The organism is Streptomyces sp. NPDC053755 (assembly GCF_040677675.1).
Lineage (GTDB): Bacteria > Actinomycetota > Actinomycetes > Streptomycetales > Streptomycetaceae > Streptomyces.
The window spans coordinates 61,118-81,895 of record NZ_JBFASK010000006.1; the positions used below are offsets into that span (position 1 = coordinate 61,118).

General features: G+C 72.5%; 17 protein-coding genes. 11 read left to right on the plus strand and 6 right to left on the minus strand.

All coding sequences use genetic code 11. From position 1 onward, the window contains the following. Positions 1–583 precede the first annotated feature (583 nt). The 5 genes from gltB to AB0K65_RS09140 all read left to right on the plus strand — a co-directional run bounded on the left by gltB (position 584) and on the right by AB0K65_RS09140 (position 8,753). On the plus strand, positions 584–5,143 hold the full coding sequence (gltB, locus tag AB0K65_RS09120; RefSeq protein WP_365715125.1) for a glutamate synthase large subunit: 4,560 nt from the start codon (positions 584–586) through the stop codon (positions 5,141–5,143). Beyond that, positions 5,136–6,596 (plus strand): glutamate synthase subunit beta, encoded by a 1,461-nt coding sequence (locus AB0K65_RS09125; RefSeq protein WP_365715126.1) that lies wholly within the window; start codon positions 5,136–5,138, stop codon positions 6,594–6,596. Before gltB ends, AB0K65_RS09125 begins: the two co-directional genes overlap by 8 nt. Before the next feature lie 355 nt (positions 6,597–6,951). Next, a complete protein-coding gene (locus tag AB0K65_RS09130; protein WP_365715127.1) occupies positions 6,952–7,671 on the plus strand; it encodes a VWA domain-containing protein in 720 nt (239 codons plus the stop codon). A 55-nt stretch (positions 7,672–7,726) separates the two neighbouring features. Further along, positions 7,727–8,101, plus strand: coding sequence for a VOC family protein (locus AB0K65_RS09135; RefSeq protein WP_365715128.1), 375 nt, complete (start codon positions 7,727–7,729; stop codon positions 8,099–8,101). Between the two features lie 73 nt (positions 8,102–8,174). Further along, complete coding sequence (locus AB0K65_RS09140) at positions 8,175–8,753, plus strand: pyridoxamine 5'-phosphate oxidase family protein (RefSeq protein WP_365715129.1); 579 nt, start codon at positions 8,175–8,177, stop codon at positions 8,751–8,753. Positions 8,754–8,913: 160 nt separating this feature from the next. Here AB0K65_RS09140 and AB0K65_RS09145 read toward each other — a convergent pair whose 3' ends face one another. Together AB0K65_RS09145 and AB0K65_RS09150 are read right to left on the minus strand one after the other, a co-directional pair. Beyond that, positions 8,914–10,002: an acyl-CoA dehydrogenase gene (locus AB0K65_RS09145; RefSeq protein WP_365715130.1), complete on the minus strand. Its 1,089-nt coding sequence runs from the start codon at positions 10,000–10,002 to the stop codon at positions 8,914–8,916. Beyond that, a complete protein-coding gene (locus AB0K65_RS09150; protein ID WP_365715131.1) occupies positions 10,002–11,141 on the minus strand; it encodes an acyl-CoA dehydrogenase family protein in 1,140 nt (379 codons plus the stop codon). Before AB0K65_RS09150 ends, AB0K65_RS09145 begins: the two co-directional genes overlap by 1 nt. Before the next feature lie 46 nt (positions 11,142–11,187). On the opposite strand from AB0K65_RS09150, the gene AB0K65_RS09155 reads away from it, so the two are divergent. The 6 genes from AB0K65_RS09155 to AB0K65_RS09180 all read left to right on the plus strand — a co-directional run bounded on the left by AB0K65_RS09155 (position 11,188) and on the right by AB0K65_RS09180 (position 17,114). Continuing rightward, positions 11,188–12,336: an acyl-CoA dehydrogenase family protein gene (locus tag AB0K65_RS09155; protein ID WP_365715132.1), complete on the plus strand. Its 1,149-nt coding sequence runs from the start codon at positions 11,188–11,190 to the stop codon at positions 12,334–12,336. Then, the gene (locus tag AB0K65_RS09160; RefSeq protein WP_365715133.1) at positions 12,333–13,121 is read left to right on the plus strand and encodes an SDR family oxidoreductase; all 789 of its coding nucleotides are present in this window, start codon (positions 12,333–12,335) and stop codon (positions 13,119–13,121) included. The genes AB0K65_RS09155 and AB0K65_RS09160 overlap by 4 nt, the downstream gene beginning before the upstream one ends. 90 nt (positions 13,122–13,211) lie before the next feature. After that, complete coding sequence (locus AB0K65_RS09165; protein WP_365715246.1) at positions 13,212–13,799, plus strand: TetR/AcrR family transcriptional regulator; 588 nt, start codon at positions 13,212–13,214, stop codon at positions 13,797–13,799. A 17-nt stretch (positions 13,800–13,816) separates the two neighbouring features. Beyond that, complete coding sequence (locus AB0K65_RS09170; RefSeq protein ID WP_365715134.1) at positions 13,817–14,974, plus strand: acetyl-CoA C-acetyltransferase; 1,158 nt, start codon at positions 13,817–13,819, stop codon at positions 14,972–14,974. A gap of 188 nt (positions 14,975–15,162) precedes the next feature. Then, complete coding sequence (locus AB0K65_RS09175) at positions 15,163–15,366, plus strand: cold-shock protein (RefSeq protein WP_005318814.1); 204 nt, start codon at positions 15,163–15,165, stop codon at positions 15,364–15,366. Positions 15,367–15,458: 92 nt separating this feature from the next. Continuing rightward, a complete protein-coding gene (locus AB0K65_RS09180) occupies positions 15,459–17,114 on the plus strand; it encodes a DEAD/DEAH box helicase (RefSeq protein WP_365715135.1) in 1,656 nt (551 codons plus the stop codon). 195 nt (positions 17,115–17,309) lie between these two features. On the opposite strand, the gene AB0K65_RS09185 is transcribed toward AB0K65_RS09180, so the two are convergent. The 4 genes from AB0K65_RS09185 to AB0K65_RS09200 are packed head-to-tail and all read right to left on the minus strand — an operon-like array spanning position 17,310 to position 20,711. Continuing rightward, on the minus strand, positions 17,310–18,359 hold the full coding sequence (locus tag AB0K65_RS09185; RefSeq protein WP_365715136.1) for a nitronate monooxygenase: 1,050 nt from the start codon (positions 18,357–18,359) through the stop codon (positions 17,310–17,312). Further along, a complete protein-coding gene (locus AB0K65_RS09190) occupies positions 18,359–19,093 on the minus strand; it encodes a CoA-transferase (protein ID WP_365715137.1) in 735 nt (244 codons plus the stop codon). The genes AB0K65_RS09185 and AB0K65_RS09190 overlap by 1 nt, the downstream gene beginning before the upstream one ends. Continuing rightward, entirely contained in the window at positions 19,090–19,944 is an 855-nt protein-coding gene (locus tag AB0K65_RS09195; protein ID WP_365715138.1) for a CoA-transferase, read from the minus strand. The genes AB0K65_RS09190 and AB0K65_RS09195 overlap by 4 nt, the downstream gene beginning before the upstream one ends. Next, positions 19,941–20,711, minus strand: coding sequence for an enoyl-CoA hydratase family protein (locus AB0K65_RS09200; protein ID WP_365715139.1), 771 nt, complete (start codon positions 20,709–20,711; stop codon positions 19,941–19,943). The genes AB0K65_RS09195 and AB0K65_RS09200 overlap by 4 nt, the downstream gene beginning before the upstream one ends. Between the last annotated feature and the right edge of the window lie 67 nt (positions 20,712–20,778).

The following is a 20,778-nucleotide window of genomic DNA, read 5'->3' on the forward strand; positions in this document are numbered from 1 at the left end:
TCCGGCCTTCGACGGGCCCGGCCCGGAACTCCGGCCTTCGACGGGCCCGGCCCGGAACTCCGGCCTTCGACGGGCCCGGCCCGGACTTCCGGCTCCTGACGCGGAGGTGCCCCCGGATCCGGAACCCCTGGATTCGGCCCCCCCCGGCCCCGGCCGTGGGCGCCCTTACTCCGGAAGGCCCCCGCCCCGGCCCTCGCCCTGCGGCGGGGGCCTTCCGCGTGCATGCTGGCTGTGACGTATATCCCTGAGCGGATCCGCCGGAGCAGTGAGACACTATGCACAGCGCGACATATCTAGCCGGTTACCCGGCGGTTTCGAAACCCTGACCGCAGGGCATGAGGCGTAAGCGCCGCGGGCAATGAAGCCCGCTCCGCGACAGGTCGTCGAATCCTTACGAATGCCACAAGATCGACCTGTCCACCTGTGAACCGACGCCACCGCTCCGTGTCAGCGGTGTCCGCATGCTGGAATGAGCTATCCGCTTCCCGAGAAGCCAGCCATCATGTAACCTGCACGAAATTTCGCGGAGGGCCAACGTCGTCCCTCGGCTGCTGCATATGCCACGACGACGACGGGAGAGCCGATGCGTTCCGACGCCTGGTCGCCCATGGACGGTCGCCCCGCTCCGCAGGGGATGTACGACCCCCGTAACGAACACGACGCCTGTGGTGTCGGGTTCGTGGCCACCCTCACCGGTGTAGCCAGCCACGCGCTGGTCGAGCAGGCGCTGACCGTACTGCGCAACCTCGAGCACCGAGGCGCCACCGGCTCCGAGCCCGACTCCGGAGACGGAGCCGGCATCCTGCTCCAGGTCCCGGACGCCTTCCTCCGCGAGGTCACCGACTTCGACCTCCCCGACGCCGGCGCCTACGCCGTCGGCATCGCCTTCCTCCCTGCCGACGGCTCCGCACAGGCCGTTTCGCAGATCGAGACGATCGCGTCCGAGGAAGGCCTGAACGTCCTCGGCTGGCGTGAGGTCCCCGTCGCCCCCGAGCTGCTCGGCGCCTCCGCCCGCTCCACCATGCCGGTCTTCCGCCAGCTCTTCGTCGCCGACGGCACGAGCACGGACATCGCGCTCGACCGCAAGGCCTTCGTCCTGCGCAAGCGCGCCGAGCGCGAGGCCGGGACGTACTTCCCGTCCCTCTCCGCCCGCACCATCGTCTACAAGGGCATGCTGACCACCGGCCAGCTGGAGCCCTTCTTCCCGGACCTGTCGGACCGCCGCTGCGCCACCGCCGTGGCCCTGGTCCACTCCCGGTTCTCCACCAACACCTTCCCGAGCTGGCCGCTGGCCCACCCGTACCGCTTCGTCGCGCACAACGGCGAGATCAACACGGTCAAGGGCAACCGCAACTGGATGGTGGCCCGCGAGTCCCAGCTCGCCTCCGACCTCTTCGGCGAGGGCAAGCTCGACCGCATCTTCCCCGTCTGCACCCCGGACGCCTCCGACTCCGCCTCCTTCGACGAGGTCCTGGAGCTGCTCCACCTCGGCGGGCGCTCCCTGCCGCACAGCGTCCTGATGATGGTCCCGGAAGCGTGGGAGAACCACGAGACCATGGACCCGGCCCGGCGCGCCTTCTACCAGTACCACTCCACGATGATGGAGCCCTGGGACGGCCCGGCCTGCGTCACCTTCACCGACGGCGTCCAGGTCGGCGCGGTCCTCGACCGCAACGGCCTGCGCCCCGGCCGCTACTGGGTCACCGACGAGGGCCTCGTCGTCCTCTCCTCCGAGGTCGGCGTCCTCGACATCGACCCCGCCAAGGTCGTCCGCAAGGGCCGCCTGCAGCCCGGCAAGATGTTCCTCGTCGACACCGCCGAGCACCGGATCATCGAGGACGACGAGATCAAGGCCGGCCTCGCCGCCGAGAAGCCGTACGCCGAGTGGCTGGAGACCGGCGAGATCGAGCTCGAGGACCTCCCCGAGCGCGAGCACATCGTCCACACCCACGCCTCGGTCACCCGCCGCCAGCAGACCTTCGGCTACACCGAGGAAGAGCTCCGCATCATCCTCGCCCCGATGGCCCGCACCGGCGGCGAGCCGCTCGGCTCCATGGGCACGGACTCCCCGATCGCGGCCCTGTCCGAGCGCCCCCGGCTGCTCTTCGACTACTTCACCCAGCTCTTCGCGCAGGTCACCAACCCGCCGCTGGACGCCATCCGCGAGGAGCTCGTCACCTCGCTGCGCTCCTCCCTGGGCCCGCAGGGCAACCTGCTGGAGCCGACCTCGGCCTCGTGTCGCAGCGTCACGCTCCCCTTCCCGGTGATCGACAACGACGAGCTGGCCAAGCTCATCCACATCAACGCCGACGGCGACATGCCCGGCATGAAGGCCGCGACCCTGTCCGGCCTGTACCGGGTCTCCGGCGGCGGCGAGGCCCTGGCCGCCCGCATCGAGGAGATCTGCGCCGAGGCCGACGCCGCGATCGAGGGCGGCGCCCGCCTGATCGTCCTCTCCGACCGGCACTCCGACGCCGAGCACGCGCCGATCCCGTCGCTGCTGCTCACCGCGGCCGTCCACCACCACCTCATCCGCACCAAGCAGCGCACCCAGGTGGGCCTGCTGGTCGAGGCCGGCGACGTCCGCGAGGTCCACCACGTGGCCCTCCTCATCGGCTACGGCGCCGCCGCCGTCAACCCGTACCTCGCGATGGAGTCGGTCGAGGACCTGGTCCGCGCCGGCACCTTCATCGAGGGCCTGGAGCCCGAGCAGGCCATCCGCAACCTGATCTACGCCCTCGGCAAGGGCGTCCTGAAGGTCATGTCCAAGATGGGCATCTCGACCGTCGCCTCCTACCGCGGCGCCCAGGTCTTCGAGGCCGTCGGCCTCGACCAGGCCTTCGTCGAGAAGTACTTCAACGGCACGGCCACCAAGATCGGCGGAGCCGGCCTCGACGTCGTCGCCAAGGAGGTCGCCGCCCGGCACTCCAAGGCCTACCCGGCCTCCGGTGTCCCCTCCGCGCACCGCGCGCTGGACATCGGCGGCGAGTACCAGTGGCGCCGCGAGGGCGAGCCGCACCTGTTCGACCCCGAGACCGTCTTCCGCCTGCAGCACGCCACGCGCAACAAGCGGTACGACATCTTCAAGAAGTACACGGACCGGGTGAACGAGCAGTCCGAGCGCCTCATGACGCTCCGCGGCCTCTTCGGCATCACCTCGGACCGCCCCTCCATCTCCATCGACGAGGTCGAGCCCGCCTCCGAGATCGTCAAGCGGTTCTCGACGGGCGCCATGTCGTACGGCTCCATCTCCCGCGAGGCGCACGAGACCCTCGCCATCGCCATGAACCAGCTGGGCGGCAAGTCCAACACCGGTGAGGGCGGCGAGGACCCGGACCGCCTGTACGACCCGGCGCGCCGTTCCTCCATCAAGCAGGTCGCCTCCGGCCGCTTCGGTGTCACCAGCGAGTACCTGGTCAACGCCGACGACATCCAGATCAAGATGGCGCAGGGCGCCAAGCCCGGCGAGGGCGGCCAGCTGCCCGGCCACAAGGTCTACCCGTGGGTCGCCAAGACGCGTCACTCGACGCCCGGTGTCGGCCTCATCTCGCCGCCGCCGCACCACGACATCTACTCCATCGAGGACCTGGCTCAGCTGATCCACGACCTCAAGAACGCCAACCCGGCAGCCCGCATCCACGTGAAGCTGGTCTCCGAGGTCGGCGTCGGCACGGTCGCCGCGGGTGTCTCCAAGGCCCACGCGGACGTCGTCCTCATCTCCGGCCACGACGGTGGCACGGGCGCCTCGCCGCTCACCTCGCTCAAGCACGCGGGCGGCCCCTGGGAGCTCGGCCTCGCCGAGACCCAGCAGACCCTGCTGCTCAACGGCCTGCGCGACCGGATCGTCGTCCAGACCGACGGCCAGCTCAAGACCGGCCGTGACGTCGTCATCGCCGCGCTGCTCGGCGCCGAGGAGTTCGGTTTCGCGACCGCGCCGCTCGTCGTCTCCGGCTGCGTCATGATGCGCGTCTGCCACCTGGACACGTGCCCGGTCGGCATCGCCACCCAGAACCCGGTCCTGCGGGACCGTTTCTCCGGCAAGGCCGAGTACGTCGTCAACTTCTTCGAGTTCATCGCCGAAGAAGTCCGCGAACTCCTCGCCGAGCTGGGCTTCCGCACCCTCGAGGAGGCCGTCGGCCACGCCGAGCTCCTCGACACCAGCCGCGCCGTCACCCACTGGAAGGCGCAGGGCCTGGACCTCGCCCCGCTCTTCCACGTGCCGGAGCTGCCCGAGGGCGCGGTCCGCCACGCCCTGGTCGAGCAGGACCACGGCCTGGAGAAGGCCCTCGACAACGAGCTGATCGAGCTCGCGGCCGAGGCGCTGGGCGCGAACTCCGCCGAGGAGGCCCAGCCGGTCCGGGCCCAGGTCGCGATCCGGAACATCAACCGCACGGTCGGCACCATGCTCGGCCACGAGGTCACCAAGAAGTTCGGTGGCGCGGGCCTGCCCGCCGACACCATCGACATCACCTTCACCGGCTCCGCCGGCCAGTCGTTCGGCGCCTTCCTGCCGAGCGGTGTCACGCTCCGCCTGGAGGGCGACGCCAACGACTACGTCGGCAAGGGCCTCTCCGGCGGCCGTGTCGTCGTCCGCCCGGACCGCGGCGCCGACCACCTGGCCGAGTACTCCACGATCGCGGGCAACACCATCGCGTACGGGGCGACCGGCGGCGAACTGTTCCTGCGGGGCCGCACCGGCGAGCGCTTCTGCGTCCGCAACTCCGGCGCGCTGGTCGTCTCGGAAGGCGTGGGCGACCACGGCTGCGAGTACATGACCGGCGGCACGGCGGTCGTCCTCGGCGAGACGGGCCGCAACTTCGCGGCCGGCATGTCGGGCGGCGTCGCGTACGTCGTCGACCTCGACCGGGACAACGTCAACTCCGGGAACCTGGCCGCGGTCGAAGCCCTGTCGGACACCGACAAGGCATGGCTGCACGACGTCGTGCGCCGCCACCAGGAGGAGACGGGCTCGACCGTCGCCGAGAAGCTCCTCGCCGACTGGCCCGTGAACGTCGACCGCTTCAGCAAGATCATCCCGACCACGTACAAGGCAGTGCTCGCCGCCAAGGACGCCGCTGAGCTCGCCGGTCTCTCCGAGGCCGAGACCACCGAGAAGATGATGGAGGCGGCGACCAATGGCTGACCCCAAGGGCTTCCTGACCACCGGGCGCGAGGTCGCCAAGACCCGGCCGGTGGGCGAGCGAGTCAAGGACTGGAACGAGGTCTACGTTCCCGGCTCCCTGCTGCCGATCATCAGCAAGCAGGCCGGCCGCTGCATGGACTGCGGCATCCCGTTCTGCCACAACGGCTGTCCGCTCGGGAACCTGATCCCCGAGTGGAACGACTACGCCTACCGCGAGGACTGGGCCCAGGCCTCCGAGCGGCTGCACGCCACCAACAACTTCCCGGAGTTCACCGGCCGCCTGTGCCCGGCTCCGTGCGAGGCCGCGTGCGTGCTCGGCATCAACCAGCCGGCCGTCACCATCAAGAACGTCGAAGTCTCCATCATCGACAAGGCGTGGGACAGCAACGACGTCAAGCCGCAGGCGCCCGAGCGCCTGTCCGGCAAGACCGTCGCGGTCATCGGCTCCGGCCCGGCGGGTCTCGCCGCCGCCCAGCAGCTGACCCGGGCCGGCCACACGGTCGCCGTGTTCGAGCGCGCCGACCGCATCGGCGGCCTGCTGCGCTACGGCATCCCCGAGTTCAAGATGGAGAAGCGGCACATCAACCGCCGCATCGAGCAGATGCGCGCGGAGGGCACCAAGTTCCGCACGGGTGTCGAGATCGGCCGGGACATCACCGCGAAGGACCTGCGCAAGCGGTACGACGCCGTGGTCATCGCCGCCGGCGCCACCACCGCCCGCGACCTGCCGGTCCCCGGCCGGGAGCTGGCGGGCATCCACCAGGCGATGGAGTACCTCCCGCTCGCCAACAAGGTCGTCGAGGGCGACTTCGTGGCCCCGCCGATCACGGCCGAGGGCAAGCACGTCGTGGTCATCGGCGGCGGCGACACCGGCGCGGACTGCGTGGGCACCGCCCACCGCCAGGGCGCGGCCTCGGTCACCCAGCTGGAGATCATGCCGCGACCGGGCGAGGACCGCGCGGCCGGCCAGCCGTGGCCCACGTTCCCCATGCTCTACAAGGTCACGTCGGCGCACGAGGAGGGCGGCGAGCGGGTCTACTCCGTCTCCACCACCCACTTCGAGGGCGACGAGGACGGCAACGTCCAGTTCCTGCACCTGGTCGAGGTCGAGTTCATCGAGGGTAAGCTGACCCAGAAGCCGGGCACGGAGCGCAAGATCCCCGCCCAGCTGGTGACGCTCGCGATGGGCTTTACGGGCACGGACGTCGAGAACGGTCTCGTCTCGCAGTTCGGCCTGGAGCTCGACGAGCGCGGCAACATCGCGCGGGACGCGGACTTCGCCACCAACGTCGGTGGCGTGTTCGTGGCCGGCGACGCGGGCCGCGGTCAGTCGCTGATCGTCTGGGCGATCGCCGAGGGCCGCTCGGCGGCGCGCGGAGTCGACCGCTTCCTGACGGGCGCGAGCGACCTCCCGGCCCCGATCCGCCCGACGGACCGTTCCCTGACGGTCTGATCCGGCAGCACCCTGAGACGTCCCGTACAACGACGTACGGAACTGAGCGCGGCGCCTTCCCGAATGTCCCCGACCGGACGACTGGGCGGGCGCCGCGGCGCGTCCCGGGGCGGAGGGGTCAGCCGCCGCCGCTCGGGGCGATCCAGGTGATCAAGGACGCCGCCGCCACGGCCAGGACGCCCAGCAGGCCCATCCGACGCGCCCAGTCCGTCGTCCGCCGGACCGTACGGTCTCGCCTCCGCCCCAAAGCCCCTGCTTCCGGATCCCGTTACTCCGGGCGTCCGCCCCTGGCAAGAGCGCCTCGGCGATCCCGTACGCTCGGCAGTCCGTACGGGACGATGGAGGGGAGCCGTCCGTGGCGCTGAGCCTGACCAAGGTCGAGGAGTCCGCACCCGCGCTGGTGAGTCTGTACAAGTCGGCGGGGGTCTCCCTGCGGAAGCACGGCATGGCCGGGCAGCGCGTCGCCGTCTATCTGGTGCTCGACTACTCCGGCTCCATGAAGCCGTACTACCAGGACGGCAGCGTCCAGGCCCTGGCCGACCGGGTGCTGGGGCTCTCGGCGAACCTGGACGACGACGGACGGGTGCCGGTGGTGTTCTTCTCCACCGACATCGACGCCGAGACCGACATCGCGCTCGCCGACCACCAGGGCAGGATCGACCGGATCGTCGCCGGTCTCGGCCACATGGGCAAGACCAGCTACCACCTGGCCATGGACGCGGTCATCGACCACTACCTCGACAGCGGCGCCACCGCGCCCGCGCTCGTCGTCTTCCAGACCGACGGCGGTCCGATCAACAAGCTCGCCGCCGAGCGCTATCTCTGCAAGGCGGCGAAGCTGCCGATCTTCTGGCAGTTCGTCGGCTTCGGCGACCCGGGCAGCCGGCAGTTCGAGTTCCTGCGCAAGCTGGACGAGTTGGCGGTCCCGGGCAAGCGGCCCGTCGACAACGCCGGCTTCTTCCACGCCGGAAGGGACCCGCGCCGCGTCCCGGACTCGGAGCTGTACGACCGGCTCGTGGCCGACTTCCCCGCCTGGCTGTCCGCCGCCCGGGCCCAGGCGATCGTGCGCGCCTGACGCCCGCGGCGAAAACCAGTGGCCCCGGCGGACTCCCCGCACCAGAGTGGGCGTCATGAGCTCTTCGGTGCGCCACGTGACGATCGACAGTTCCGACGCCTACGCCCTGGCCACGTTCTGGGCCGCGGTGCTGGACTCCAAGGTGTCCGACGAGGACTCGCCTGGCGACGAGGAGGCACTGGTGGAGACGCCCGGCGCCGGGATCCTCTTCGTGACCGTGCCGGAGGGGAAGTCGGTGAAGAACCGGGTGCATCTCGACCTCCAGCCGCGGGACCGCACCCGTGACGAGGAGGTCGAGCGGCTGACGGCGCTGGGCGCGACGCTGGTCGGCGACCACCGGCGCCCGGACGGGACGGGATGGGTGACGCTGGCCGACCCGGAGGGCAACGAGTTCTGCGTGGAGCGGTCCGCCTCCGAACGCGGGGAGTGAGGGCCCGCCTGCCTTGCGCAGCGCGCCGGGAATCCGGACAGGAGATGGCGGGTATCCGGTGTTCCCTGGAGTCATGGGAATCCCTGGGAACACTGAGCACACCGGGAACACTGAGCACACCGGGAACACCGGGAACACCGGACGCGGTGCCGCCGCGCCGACCTGGTCGGCCTTCTCCGCCGCCGAGCCCGCCCTCGCCGCGACCGTCCGGGAGCGCTTCGGCCGGTATACCCATCACGTCCTCGCGACCGTACGGAAGGACGGCTCGCCGCGGCTCACCGGCCTGGAGGTGAACTTCCGCCTCGGCGAGCTGTGGCTCGCGATGATGCCGAACTCGCGCAAGGCGCTCGACCTCCGGCGCGATCCGCGGTGCTCGCTCCTGGCCAACCCGGGCGCGGGGACCGACATGGACGGCGGAGACGTCCGGGTCTCCGGGCGGGCGGTCGAGGTGACCGACCCGGAGACGACGGAGCGGTTCGCCCGCGAGGTCGGCGCCCCGCTGCCGTTCCACCTCTTCCTGATGGAACCGACCGAGGTGGTGCGCACGTCCGTCGAGGACGACGAGCTGGTCGTCCGCACCTGGTCGCCCGGGCGGACGGTACGCACGATCCGACGCGGCAACGACGACGCCGCGCCGCGCCAGGATCCCTGACAGGCGTCGGGATCTTCGACCGTCACCGCGGAGGTCCCCGCGGGGCCCGGCCGTCGCCGCCTTCCGGGCTGCCCCTTCCGGCGTGCGGCCCCCTGCCGGCGCCCCGCCGGGACGCCGTGCCCGGTCGTCACGGCATGGCATGGCCCGGCGCAGCACGAGGTCACGGCCTGCCCAGCACGAGGGCCCGGCACCAGGACGGGGCGCCCCAGGCGTCCCGCAGCGGGCGGGCCTTGCGCAGCCAGAGGGAGAGGTCGAGTTCCTCGGTGTAGCCGATGGCGCCGTGGATCTGCAGGGCGGTCCGGGCCGCGGCGTAGGCTGCCTCCCCGGTGGCGACCTTCGCCGCGGCGAGATCGACGCTCTCGAACGTGAGCGCCGCTCCGAAGAGCAGGGGGCGGGCGAACTCCAGGCCGATCAGCGTGTCCGCGAGCCGGTGCTTGACCGCCTGGAACGACCCGATCGGCGTGCCGAACTGGGTGCGCTGCTTCGCGTACGCCACCGTCCGGTCGAGCAGGGCGAGTCCGACCCCCAGCGACTGCGCGGCCGTCGTGAGCATCGCCCACCGCGCGGCGTATCCGGCGGCGGCGGTGACCTCCGGTCCGGCGGCCAGCAGTTCGCCGCCCGGGGCGGGGAGCGCGAGCCGCCGGGCCGGATCGGCGGACGCCCGTACGGGGCCGTGCCCCGGGGCGATCCGCAGCTCGTCCCCGACGACGGTGCACGTGAGTGCCGCGGCATCGGCGTCGAGCGCGTAGGGCGTGGGCGGAACGGGACCGCCTCCGCCGACGCGGGCAGCGGGGGCGCCACTCCGGCCCGTCTCCGCCCGGCCCGTCTCCGCCCGGCCCGTCTCCGCCTCGCCCGGGCCCCAGGCGGGGGCCGCCAAGGTCGCCGGTGTCCCGCCCGACAGCAGCCCCGGCAGCAGGCGCTTCGCGGGGCCCGGCTGGCCCAGGCGGGCCAGTTCGCTCAGCAGGGCCGCCGTCGCCACCGTCTCCACCAGCGGTCCCGGGACCGCGTGGCGGCCCAGCTCCACGAAGGCCAGGGCCGTGTCGACGGGGAGCGGACCCATTCCCTCGTACGCCTCAGGGGCCGCCAGCGCGAACACCCCCGCCTCGGCGAGCCGGGCCCACACCGCGAGCCCCGGCTCCGGGGCGCCCCCGGCCCAGGCCCGTACCGCCGCCGCCGTGTCCGCGGCCGTCAGCAGCGCGTCCAGCGAGCGCGTGAAGGCGCGCTGCTCCCCGGTCGGCAGGAACCTCATCAGCGGCGGCCCTTCGGCAGGCCGAGCAGGCGCTCGGCGATGATGTCGCGCTGGATCTCGTTCGTCCCGGCGTAGACGGGCCCGGCCAGCGAGAAGACGTACCCCTCGCTCCACTCCCCGTCCGCCCGCTCGCCGTCCGCGCCCAGCAGGTCGAGCGCCGTCTCGTGCAGCGCGATGTCGTACTCCGACCAGAAGACCTTGTTGAGGCTGGACTCCGCCCCGACCGCCGCGCCCGCCGCGAACCGCGAGGCCCCCGCAGCGGTGAAGAGCTGATAGGCCCGGGCCCCGATCACCGCGTCCGCGACGCGGTCCCGCGCGCCCCGGTCCTCGCCGGTCGCGCGCCACAGCCGTACGAGACGGTCGGCGGCGGCCAGGAAGCGGCCGGGGGAGCGCAGGGTGAGCCCGCGTTCGTTGCCGGTCGTGGACATCGCGATCCGCCACCCCTGGCCGGGCTCCCCGATCACGTCCTCGTCGGGCACGAAGACCTCGTCGAGGAAGAGTTCGGCGAAGGCCGGCTTGCCGTCCAGCCGCCCGACGGGCCGGACGGTCACGCCCGGCGCCCGCAGGTCGAACATCAGATACGTCAGGCCCCGGTGCGGGCGGTCTGCCGCCGGGTCGCTGCGGAAGATGCCGAAGGCCCGGTCGGCGAACGCGGCCCGCGAGGACCACGTCTTCTGCCCCGACAGCAGCCAGCCGCCCCGCGTGCGGACCGCCCGCGAGGTCAGCGACGCCAGGTCCGAGCCCGCCTCGGGTTCCGACCACGCCTGCGCCCAGACCGTCTCGCCGGTCGCCATCGCGGGCAGGACTCGGGCCCGCTGCTCCTCGGTGGCGTGGTCGAAGAGGGTCGGGGCCAGCAGGCTGATGCCGTTCTGCGAGACGCGCCCGGGCGCCCCCGCCGCGTAGTACTCCTCCTCGAAGGCGAGCCACCGGAAGATGTCGGCGCCCCGGCCTCCGTACCGCTCCGGCCAGGAGACCACCGACCAGCGGTCGGCGGCCAGCCGGGCCTCCCAGGCGCGGTGGGCCGCGAAACCCGCCTCGGTCTCCAGGGACGGAAGCGGCTCGTCGGGGACGTGGGCGCGCAGCCAGGAGCGGGCCTCGGCGCGGAAGTCCTCCTCCTGGGCGGTGGGCGTCAGATCCATCGGAGCATCCTTCCCTAACAAGTGTTTGGTAGGTTAACGTACGGCCATGAGCAGCGCCATGAACAGCGTCGAGGCCTTCCGTGCCGAGATACGGGACTGGCTGGCGGCCCATCTCCGGGGCGCGTTCGCGGACCTGAAGGGGCTCGGCGGGCCTGGCCGCGAGCACGAGGCGTTCGCCGGACGGCTCGCCTGGGAACGGCATCTGGCCGCCCACGCCTGGACCTGTGTCGGCTGGCCGCGGGAGTACGGCGGCCGCGGAGCGAGCGTGGCGGAACAGATCGCCTTCCACGAGGAGTACGCCCTCGCCGACGCCCCCGCCCGGGTCAACCACATCGGCGAACAGCTCCTCGGCCCCACCCTCATCGCCCACGGCACGGCGGAACAGAAGGACCGCTTCCTCCCGCCGATCCGGGCGGCCGAGGAACTCTGGTGCCAGGGCTACAGCGAACCGGGCGCCGGCTCCGACCTCGCCGCGGTCCGCACCCGCGCCACCCGCGACGGCGACACCTGGGTCGTGCACGGCCAGAAGATCTGGACCTCCCTCGCCCACGAGTCCCAGTGGTGCTTCGTCCTCGCCCGCACCGACCCCGGCTCCCGCCGGCACGCGGGCCTCTCCTGCCTCCTCGTCCCCATGGACCAGCCGGGCGTCGCGGTCCGGCCGATCACCCAGCTCACCGGCACCGGCGAGTTCAACGAGGTCTTCTTCGACGGAGCGCGCGCGGACGCCGCCCACGTCGTCGGCGCACCCGGCGACGGCTGGCGGATCGCGATGGCCACCCTGGGCTTCGAGCGCGGCGTCTCCACCCTCGGCCAGCAGGTCGGCTTCCGGCGCGAACTGGAGGACCTCATCGCTCTCGCCCGGCGCACCGGAGCCCTCGCCGACCCCCACGTCCGCGACCGGCTCGCCCGCGCCTGGAGCGGACTGCACGCCATGCGCGCCGGCGCCCTGCGCGGCACCGACCCCTCCACCGCCAAGCTGTACTGGTCGCACTGGCACCGCGACCTCGGCGAACTGGCCATGGAGGTCCGCGGCGCCGCCTCCACCGCCCTGCCCGGCGAACCGTACGAACTCGACGCCTGGCAGCGGCTGTTCCTCTTCTCCCGCGCCGACACCGTCTACGCCGGGTCGAGCGAGATCCAGCGGAACATCATCGCCGAGCGGGTGCTCGGCCTCCCGAAGGAGCCGCGCCCATGACCCCGGCAGCCCCCGCCTACGTACCGGGACACGGCCTCCTCGCCGGCCGCACCGCCGTCATCACCGCCGCCGCCGGAGCCGGCATCGGCGGAGCCACCGCCCGCAGATTCCTGGAGGAGGGCGCCCGGGTCCTCCTCAGCGACGCCCACACCCGCCGTCTGGAGGAGAGCGAGGCAGCCCTCGCCGCGGAGTTCGGCGCGGGCCGCGTCGACGCGCTGCCGTGCGACGTCACCGACGAGAGCCAGGTCCAGCGGCTCTTCGACACCGCCGTACGACTCCACGGCGCCCTCGACGTCGTCGTCGGCAACGCCGGACTCGGCGGAACCGCCGAACTCGCCGACATGACCGACGACCAGTGGACCCGCGTCCTCGACGTCACCCTGAACGGCACCTTCCGCTGTACCCGCGCCGCCCTGCGCCGCTTCAGGGAGTCCGGCACCCCCGGCGTGATCGTCAACAACGCCTCTGTCATCGGCTGGCGCGCCCAGACCGGACAGGCCCACTACGCCGCGGCCAAGGCCGGAGTCATGGCGCTGACCCGCTGCGCCGCCCTGGAGGCGGCCCCCCACGGCGTCCGCGTCAACGCGGTCTCGCCCTCCCTCGCCCTCCACCCCCACCTGGTCAAGGTCACCTCGGCGGAACTCCTCGACGAGCTGACCGCCCGCGAGGCCTTCGGGCGCCACGCCGAACCGTGGGAGGTCGCCAACGTCATCGTCTTCCTCGCCAGCGGCTACTCCTCCTACATGACCGGCGAGACCGTCTCGGTCAGCAGCCAGCACCCGTAGGACGAGAATGGGCACGTGCCGACGAACCAGCCAAGCAGCAAGCCGAACAGCGCGCCCGGCGCCAAGCCGCGCGGTCAGCGGAAGACCCCGGTGACCCCCTCGCCCGAGCGGCGCCGCGAACTCCTCGACACCGCCGCCGAGGTCTTCGCCGCCCAGGGCTACAACGCCACCACCGTCCGCAAGATCGCGGACGCCGCCGGCATGCTCGCCGGCAGCCTCTACTACCACTTCGATTCCAAGGAATCGATGCTCGACGAGATCCTCTCCACCTTCCTGACCGAGCTGTGGGAGGGGTACGACGCGGTGCTCGCCGCCGGCCTCGGCCCCCGGGAGACCATCGAGGCCCTCGTCACCGAGTCCTTCCGCGAGATCGACCGGCACCGCGCCGCCGTCGCCATCTATCAGAAGGAGTCCAGGCACCTCACCGACCAGCCCCGCTTCCACTACCTCTCCGAGTCGCAGCAGAAGTTCGAGAAGGCCTGGCTCGGCACGCTGGAGCGCGGCGTCGCCACCCGGGCCTTCCGCGCCGACCTCGACATCCGGCTCACCTACCGGTTCGTGCGCGACACCGTCTGGGTCGCCGCGTCCTGGTACCGGCCGGGCGGACACCACAGCCCGGAGGAGATCGCCCGCCAGTACCTGTCGATGGTCCTGGACGGAATCGCCGTACGCACCTGACCCGCGAAGGAGCAGCCATGCCCGAGGCCTACATCGTCGAAGCGGTCCGCACCCCGGTGGGCCGCCGCAGGGGGGGACTCGCCGCCGCCCACCCGGCGGACCTCGGCGCCCACGTCCTGAAGGCCCTCGTCGAGCGCTCCGGGATCGACCCGGCCGCCGTCGAGGACGTGGTCTTCGGCTGCCTGGACACCGTCGGCCCCCAGGCCGGCGACATCGCCCGTACGGCATGGCTGGCGGCCGGCCTGCCCGAGGAGGTCCCGGGCGTCACCGTCGACCGCCAGTGCGGCTCCTCCCAGCAGGCCGTCCACTTCGCGGCCCAGGGCGTCCTCTCGGGCACCCAGGACCTCGTCGTCGCGGGCGGCACCCAGAACATGTCCATGATCCCGATCGCCTTCGCCTCCCGGCAGGCGGCCGAACCGCTCGGCCTCACCGACGGCCCCTACGCCGGCTCCGCAGGGTGGCGCGCCCGCTACGGCGACGCCCCCGTCAACCAGTTCCACGGCGCCGAGCTGATCGCCGCGAAATGGGGCATCACCCGCGGTGACCAGGAGGGCTTCGCCCTGCGCTCCCACCGGCGGGCGCTGCGGGCGATCGACGAGGGCCGCTTCGCCCGCGAGACGGCGGCCTACGGCACCGTGACCGTCGACGAGGGCCCCCGCCGCGACACCACCGCCGAGAAGATGGCCGCCCTCGCCCCGGTGGTCGAAGGCGGCACCATCACCGCCGCCTGCTCCTCCCAGGTTTCCGACGGCGCCGCGGCGATGCTCCTGGCGAGCGAGCGCGCCGTACGCGAACACGGCCTGACCCCGCGCGCCCGCGTCCACCACCTCTCGGTGCGCGGCGAGGACCCGATCCGTATGCTCTCGGCCCCCATCCCGGCCACCGCGCACGCCCTGAAGAAGGCCGGCATGACGATCGACGACATCGATCTGGTCGAGATCAACGAAGCCTTCGCCCCGGTCGTCCTGGCCTGGCTGAAGGAGACCGGCGCCGACCCCGACCGGGTGAACGTGAACGGCGGCGCCATCGCCCTCGGTCACCCGCTCGGCGCCACCGGCGTCCGGCTGATGACCACCCTCCTCCACGAACTCGAGCGCACCGGCGGCCGGTTCGGCCTCCAGACCATGTGCGAGGGCGGCGGCCAGGCCAACGTGACGATCATCGAACGGCTGTGACGCCCGCCCGCCGGGTGTGACACTCGTCGCTCTCCCGCCCGTCCGGGCGGGACGGCGTGCTAGTGTCTTCCCGTTGCTAGTTTTGGTACCCATGAACTTTATGTGCGCCTGACGGGAATGTTCCTTCAGGCGCAATTTTGTTTTCCGGACTCTCCGGGATGGGGACCCTACCTATTCAGGAGATTCACATGGCTACTGGAACCGTGAAGTGGTTCAACTCGGAAAAGGGCTTCGGCTTCATCGAGCAGGACGGCGGCGGCGCCGACGTCTTCGCCCACTACTCCAACATCGCGACCTCCGGCTTCCGTGAGCTGCAGGAAGGCCAGAAGGTCACGTTCGACGTCACGCAGGGCCAGAAGGGCCCGCAGGCGGAGAACATCCTCCCCGCCTGATTGCCGTAACGCGTTTCTCGCAGCCGGGGCCCGCACCGCGCAGGTGCGGGTCCCGGCTCGTGCTGTGCTCAGGCCCAGGAAGGCATTTCCCCATGACTCGCTCCGAAAAGCGGCCCCGCCGGGCCGCGGACTCCACTTCCGGAACCCCGTCCGGAAATGCCTCGGGCCGCCCCGCGCGCGGCTCCGGCAGCCGTAACGGCTCGGGGGGCGGCGCCTCCGGCGGCGCCGGCTCGCGCCGCGGTTCCGGTGCCCCCAAGGCCAAGGGCGGCGCCTCGCGCGGCCGTGGCCCCGCCACACCCCCGCCTCCGCGCGAGTTCACCCTCCCGGAGACGCTGACGCCCGCCCTCCCCTCCGTCGAGTCCTTCGACGCCCTCGACATGCCCCCGGCGCTCGTCAAGACGCTCGCCGCCCAGGGCGTGACCGAGCCCTTCCCGATCCAGGGCGCCACCCTGCCGAACTCGCTCGCCGGCCGGGACATCCTCGGCCGCGGCCGCACCGGCTCCGGCAAGACCCTCGCCTTCGGCCTCGCCCTGCTCGCCCGCACCGCGGGCCGCCGCGCCGAGCCCAAGGCCCCGCTCGCCATGGTCCTCGTGCCCACCCGCGAGCTCGCCCAGCAGGTGACCGACGCCCTCGCGCCGTACGCCACCTCCGTCCAGCTGCGGCTCGCGACCGTCGTCGGCGGCCTGTCGATCACCAAGCAGGCCAACTCCCTGCGCCGCGGCGCCGAGGTGCTCGTCGCCACGCCCGGCCGGCTCAAGGACCTCATCGAGCGCGGCGACTGCCGCCTCGACCAGGTCGCGATCACCGTCCTCGACGAGGCCGACCAGATGGCCGACATGGGCTTCATGCCCCAGGTCGTCGCGCTGCTCAAGCAGGTCGAGCCGGACGGCCAGCGGATGCTGTTCTCGGCCACGCTCGACCAGAACATCGACCGGCTGGTCAAGATGTTCCTCACCGATCCCGTCGTGCACTCCGTCGACCCGTCCGCGGGCGCGGTCACGACGATGGAGCACCACCTGCTCTACGTCGCCGACGAGACCGACAAGAAGGCCGTCACCACCAGGATCGCGGCCCGCGACGGCCGCACGATCCTCTTCCTCGACACCAAGCGGGCCGTGGACCGACTGGTCAAGCGGCTCCTCGCCGACGGTGTACGGGCCTCCGGACTCCACGGCGGCCGCTCCCAGCCGCAGCGCAACCGCACCCTGGACCAGTTCAAGAACGGCCTGGTCACCGTGTTGGTGGCGACCAACGTCGCCGCCCGCGGCATCCACGTCGACGACCTCGACCTGGTCGTCAACGTCGACCCGCCGATCGACCACAAGGACTACCTGCACCGCGGCGGACGCACCGCCCGGGCCGGCGAGTCCGGCAGCGTCGTCACCCTCGTGCTGCCCGAGCAGAAGCGCGACATGAGCCGGCTGATGTCCAACGCCGGCATCAGCCCGCGCACGGCGCAGATCAAGTCCAGCGACGAGGAGCTGACCCGGATCACCGGCGCCCGCGAGCCGTCCGGCATACCGGTCGTCATCGAGGTCCCGCAGCCGCCCCAGCCCGCCTCGGGCCGGACCGGCGGCACCAGGACCGGCGCGCCCAGGACCGGCGGACAGCGCTCCCGCCGAGGGGGCGGAGGCGGTGGCGGCACCGGCGGCCGCACCCGCACGGCGTCCAGCGGCCGTACGGGCACGGGCGCTTCGGCCACCCGTACCCGCACCGGCGGCGGCGGCCGACGGGGCGCCGCGCAGTAGGACACCCGGCAGGTCCGGCAGCGCCGCCGACGGGCGGCGCTCCCGGACCCGGGTCGCAGGGTGCGCCACCGCGCACCGGCCCCGTCGGTCCGCCCGCGCGGCGGTAAGGACCGGCCCGGCGGTCGGGCACGGCCCGGCGGGTGAGGGGCGACCGGCGGCGGGGGCTCGGCCCGGCGGAGGACCGGCGGCGAGGGCTCAGCCCGGTGAGGGCAGGGAGCGGAGCACATCCGCGGCCTCGGACATCACCCGCAGGACAAGCTCCTCGCAGCTCGGCAGGTCCTCGATCACGCCCGCGACCTGCCCGGACGCCATGACGCCGAGATCCGTACGGCCCTCGACCATGGACGCCCGCAGCAGCATCGGCGTGTTCGCGGCCAGCAGGACCTGGCTCCACGACAGATCCCTGCCGTGCCGCATCGCGAGTCCGTCGCGGACCATCCGCGGCCACGACAGGCCCGAGACCCTCCGGAAGCCCTCCGCCCGGCGCACGGCCTGCGCCAGCGCGCGGAACCGGCCCGCGCCCTCCAGCGCCGCGACCATCTCCGTCCGCAGCATCCGGTGCGGCAGCCCGTCCACGGCCGTGGTGACGGTGACGTCCTTGACCGTCGCCGCCAGATACCGCGCCTTCACCGCGTCGGGGACGGTCGAGTCCGACGTCAGGAGGAACCGCGTCCCCATCGCGACGCCGGCCGCCCCGTAGGAGAGCGCGGCGACCAGGCCGCGGCCGTCGTGGAAGCCGCCGGCCGCGATCACCGGGATGCCGACCGCGTCCACCACCTGGGGCAGCAGCACACTCGTCGCCACCTCGCCCGTGTGGCCGCCGCCCTCGCCGCCCTGGACGATCACCGCGTCCGCGCCCCACGCGGCGACCTTCTCCGCGTGCCGCCGGGCGCCGACCGACGGGATCACCACCACCCCGGCGTCCTTCAGTCCGGCGATCAGCTCGCGCGACGGGGCGAGGGCGAAGGAGGCGACCCGGACCCCCTCCTCGACGATGATCCGCACCCGTTCCCGGGCGTCGGCCGCGTCCGCCCGGAGGTTGACCCCGAACGGCCGGTCCGTACGGGACCTCACCTCGCGGACCGCGGCCCGCAGCTCCTCGACGGTCATCGTGGCCGAGGCGAGGATGCCCAGCGCCCCGGCGTTCGCCGACGCCGAGACGAGACGCGGCCCGGCGACCCATCCCATCCCGGTCTGCACGATCGGGTGCTCCACCCCGGTGAGCCGGGTCAGCGCGGTCTCCATCAGACCCTGACCTCGCGCTCGCGCAGTCCCGCGGGGTCGATCACCTCGCGGATCAGCCGCAGCTCCTCGGCGGTCGGCTCCCGGGTGTACGGCACCTCCTCGCCGATCACCAGCGCGAAGCCGGTCGCCGCCCTCACCTGCTCCACGCTCACCCCGGGGTGGACCGACGCGAGCCGCATCGCGCGGTCGGGCGTCTCGAAGTCGAGTACGCCGAGGTCCGTCACGACCCGGGGGATCCGGTGGAAGCGGCCCGCCCCGGCCGCGGCCGCGCGGTCGTAGCCGACGCCGCAGACCATGTCGACACGCTCCACGAAGACCCGCGGTGAGTGCCGGGGGATCCAGTAACTCACCGGATTGTTGAGGGTGTTGACGGGTGCGCCGCGAACGCCGAGGAGCTGGCGGGCGGGCCGGGACCAGTCGCCGACACAGGAGATGTTCTGGTTGCCGTACCGGTCGATCTGGCTCGCGCCCATCATCACGTGCCGCTTGCCGCCGGTGACCATGGTGAGGTGACGGCGGTAGGGCAGCCACCCCTCCACCTCCCCGTCGAGGCCGACGAGCATCGCCTCGCCGTCCGTGAGCAGCAGGTCCGGGGCGAAGGAGCGCTTGGCGAGCCGGGCACCGAAGGAGGGGACGGGGGCCATGGTGGCGGCGAGGACCTCGCCGCCGTCCCGCCATGCCTCCGCGCAGGCGACGACGCAGTACTCGGCGCGGGTGACGGCGGTCGTGGTCACTGCTGCTCCTCGTGCCAGGCGCGTACGGCCTGCTGGTAGTCGTCCTCGCTCTTGCCGGCCAGGAAACGGGCCGCGAACTCCGGCCAGGCGGTGGTCGCGTACAGCCGCTGGAAGGGCTCGTCGCGGGGGTGGTCGGGGACGCAGGAGGTGAAGTGGGCGCCGTTCGGCGTCTCGACGACTCCGGTGACGGAGTGCCGGCCGACGAGGAGGGTCTGCGGGACGGCGTCGCCGAAGCCGTCCACGATCTTCTCGCAGGACACGTAGGCGGTGTCGGCGGCCTCGCAGAACAGGTCGTCGAAGTAGGGGTCGGGGCCGAGGTACTGGGCGTTGCCGAGCCGGTCGGCGCGGTTGAGGTGGACCAGGGCCGCGTCCATCCGCAGGGCGGGCACGGCGACGAACTCCTCGTATGCGCCGTCCTCGTCCGGGTAGGGCGAGCGGACCGTGCGCAGCTCCGGGTTCACCGTCATCACGTCCGAGCCCAGACCGGCCCGGACGGGCAGGAAGGGCAGGCGGTTGGCGGCCGCGTGCAGGCCCCACAGGAACATGGCCTCGTCGAGCTCCGTCAGCCGGAGGGCGCCGCTCTCCCGGGCGGCCCGGAAGTGGGGCTCCAGCGGGATGGAGTCGAGGGTCGCGAAGGGGGCGACGAGCCGTCGGATCCGGCCGGCGGCGGCGAGGAGACCCACGTCGGGGCCGCCGCAGGAGACCACGGTGAGATCGGTGATCTCGGACCGGAGCAGCGCTCTGACCAGGGCCATCGGTTTACGGCGGGAGCCCCAGCCGCCGATGCCGAGGGTCATGCCGCTGCGCAGCCGGCCCACCACCTCCTCGGCGGTCATCGTCTTGTCGGTCACCGCGAGCCCTCCTCCGCCTGCCGTCGTTTCCCGAAGGTGTCGCGGACCCGGTCGGCGACACCGCTGAGATTGGCCTCGAAGGTGAAGCCCTGCTCGAAGCGGTAGCTGCGGTGCACGTCCACGGGGTCGATGCCGTTGAGGGCGGCCTTCGCGAGCCGGATCAGCCGTCCGTCCTTGGCGGCGATCTCCCGGGCCAGCTCCAGCGCGGCGTCCAGGAGCCCGGCGCGCGGGACCACCTTCCAGACCGAGCCGTGCGCGTGGAGTTCGGCGGCGGTGGCGGTGCGGGAGGTGTAGTACAGCGCGCGCATCAGGTGCTGCGGAACGAGCCGGGCGAGATGGGTGGCGGCGCCGAGGGCGCCCCGGTCCAGCTCGGGCAGCCCGAAGGTGGCGTCCTCGGAGGCGACGATCGCGTCCGCGTTGCCGACGAGTCCGATACCGCCGCCCAGGCAGAAGCCGCCGACGGCCGCGACGACCGGCACCTCGCAGGCGTACACCGCCGAGAAGGCATCGGCGCAGCCGTGGTTGGCGCCGATCAGCGCCGTGTGCCCGACGCCGTGTTCGCGCTGTATCTCCTTGATGTCGACGCCCGCGTTGAATCCGCGGCCCTCGGCCGACAGGACCACGCAGCGGACCTCCGGGTCGCGGCCGGCCGCCCGGACGGCGTCGGCGAGGTCGTACCAGCCCTGGACGGGGAGGGCGTTGACGGGCGGGAAGTCGACGGTGACCAGTGCGATGCCCTTGCCCGGGCGTGAGGTGGAGACACCCATGAGCGGATCAGCTACCTTTCCACCAAACGTTTGTTAGGTGACTGCGTGCTGAGGAAGGTAGCAGCCG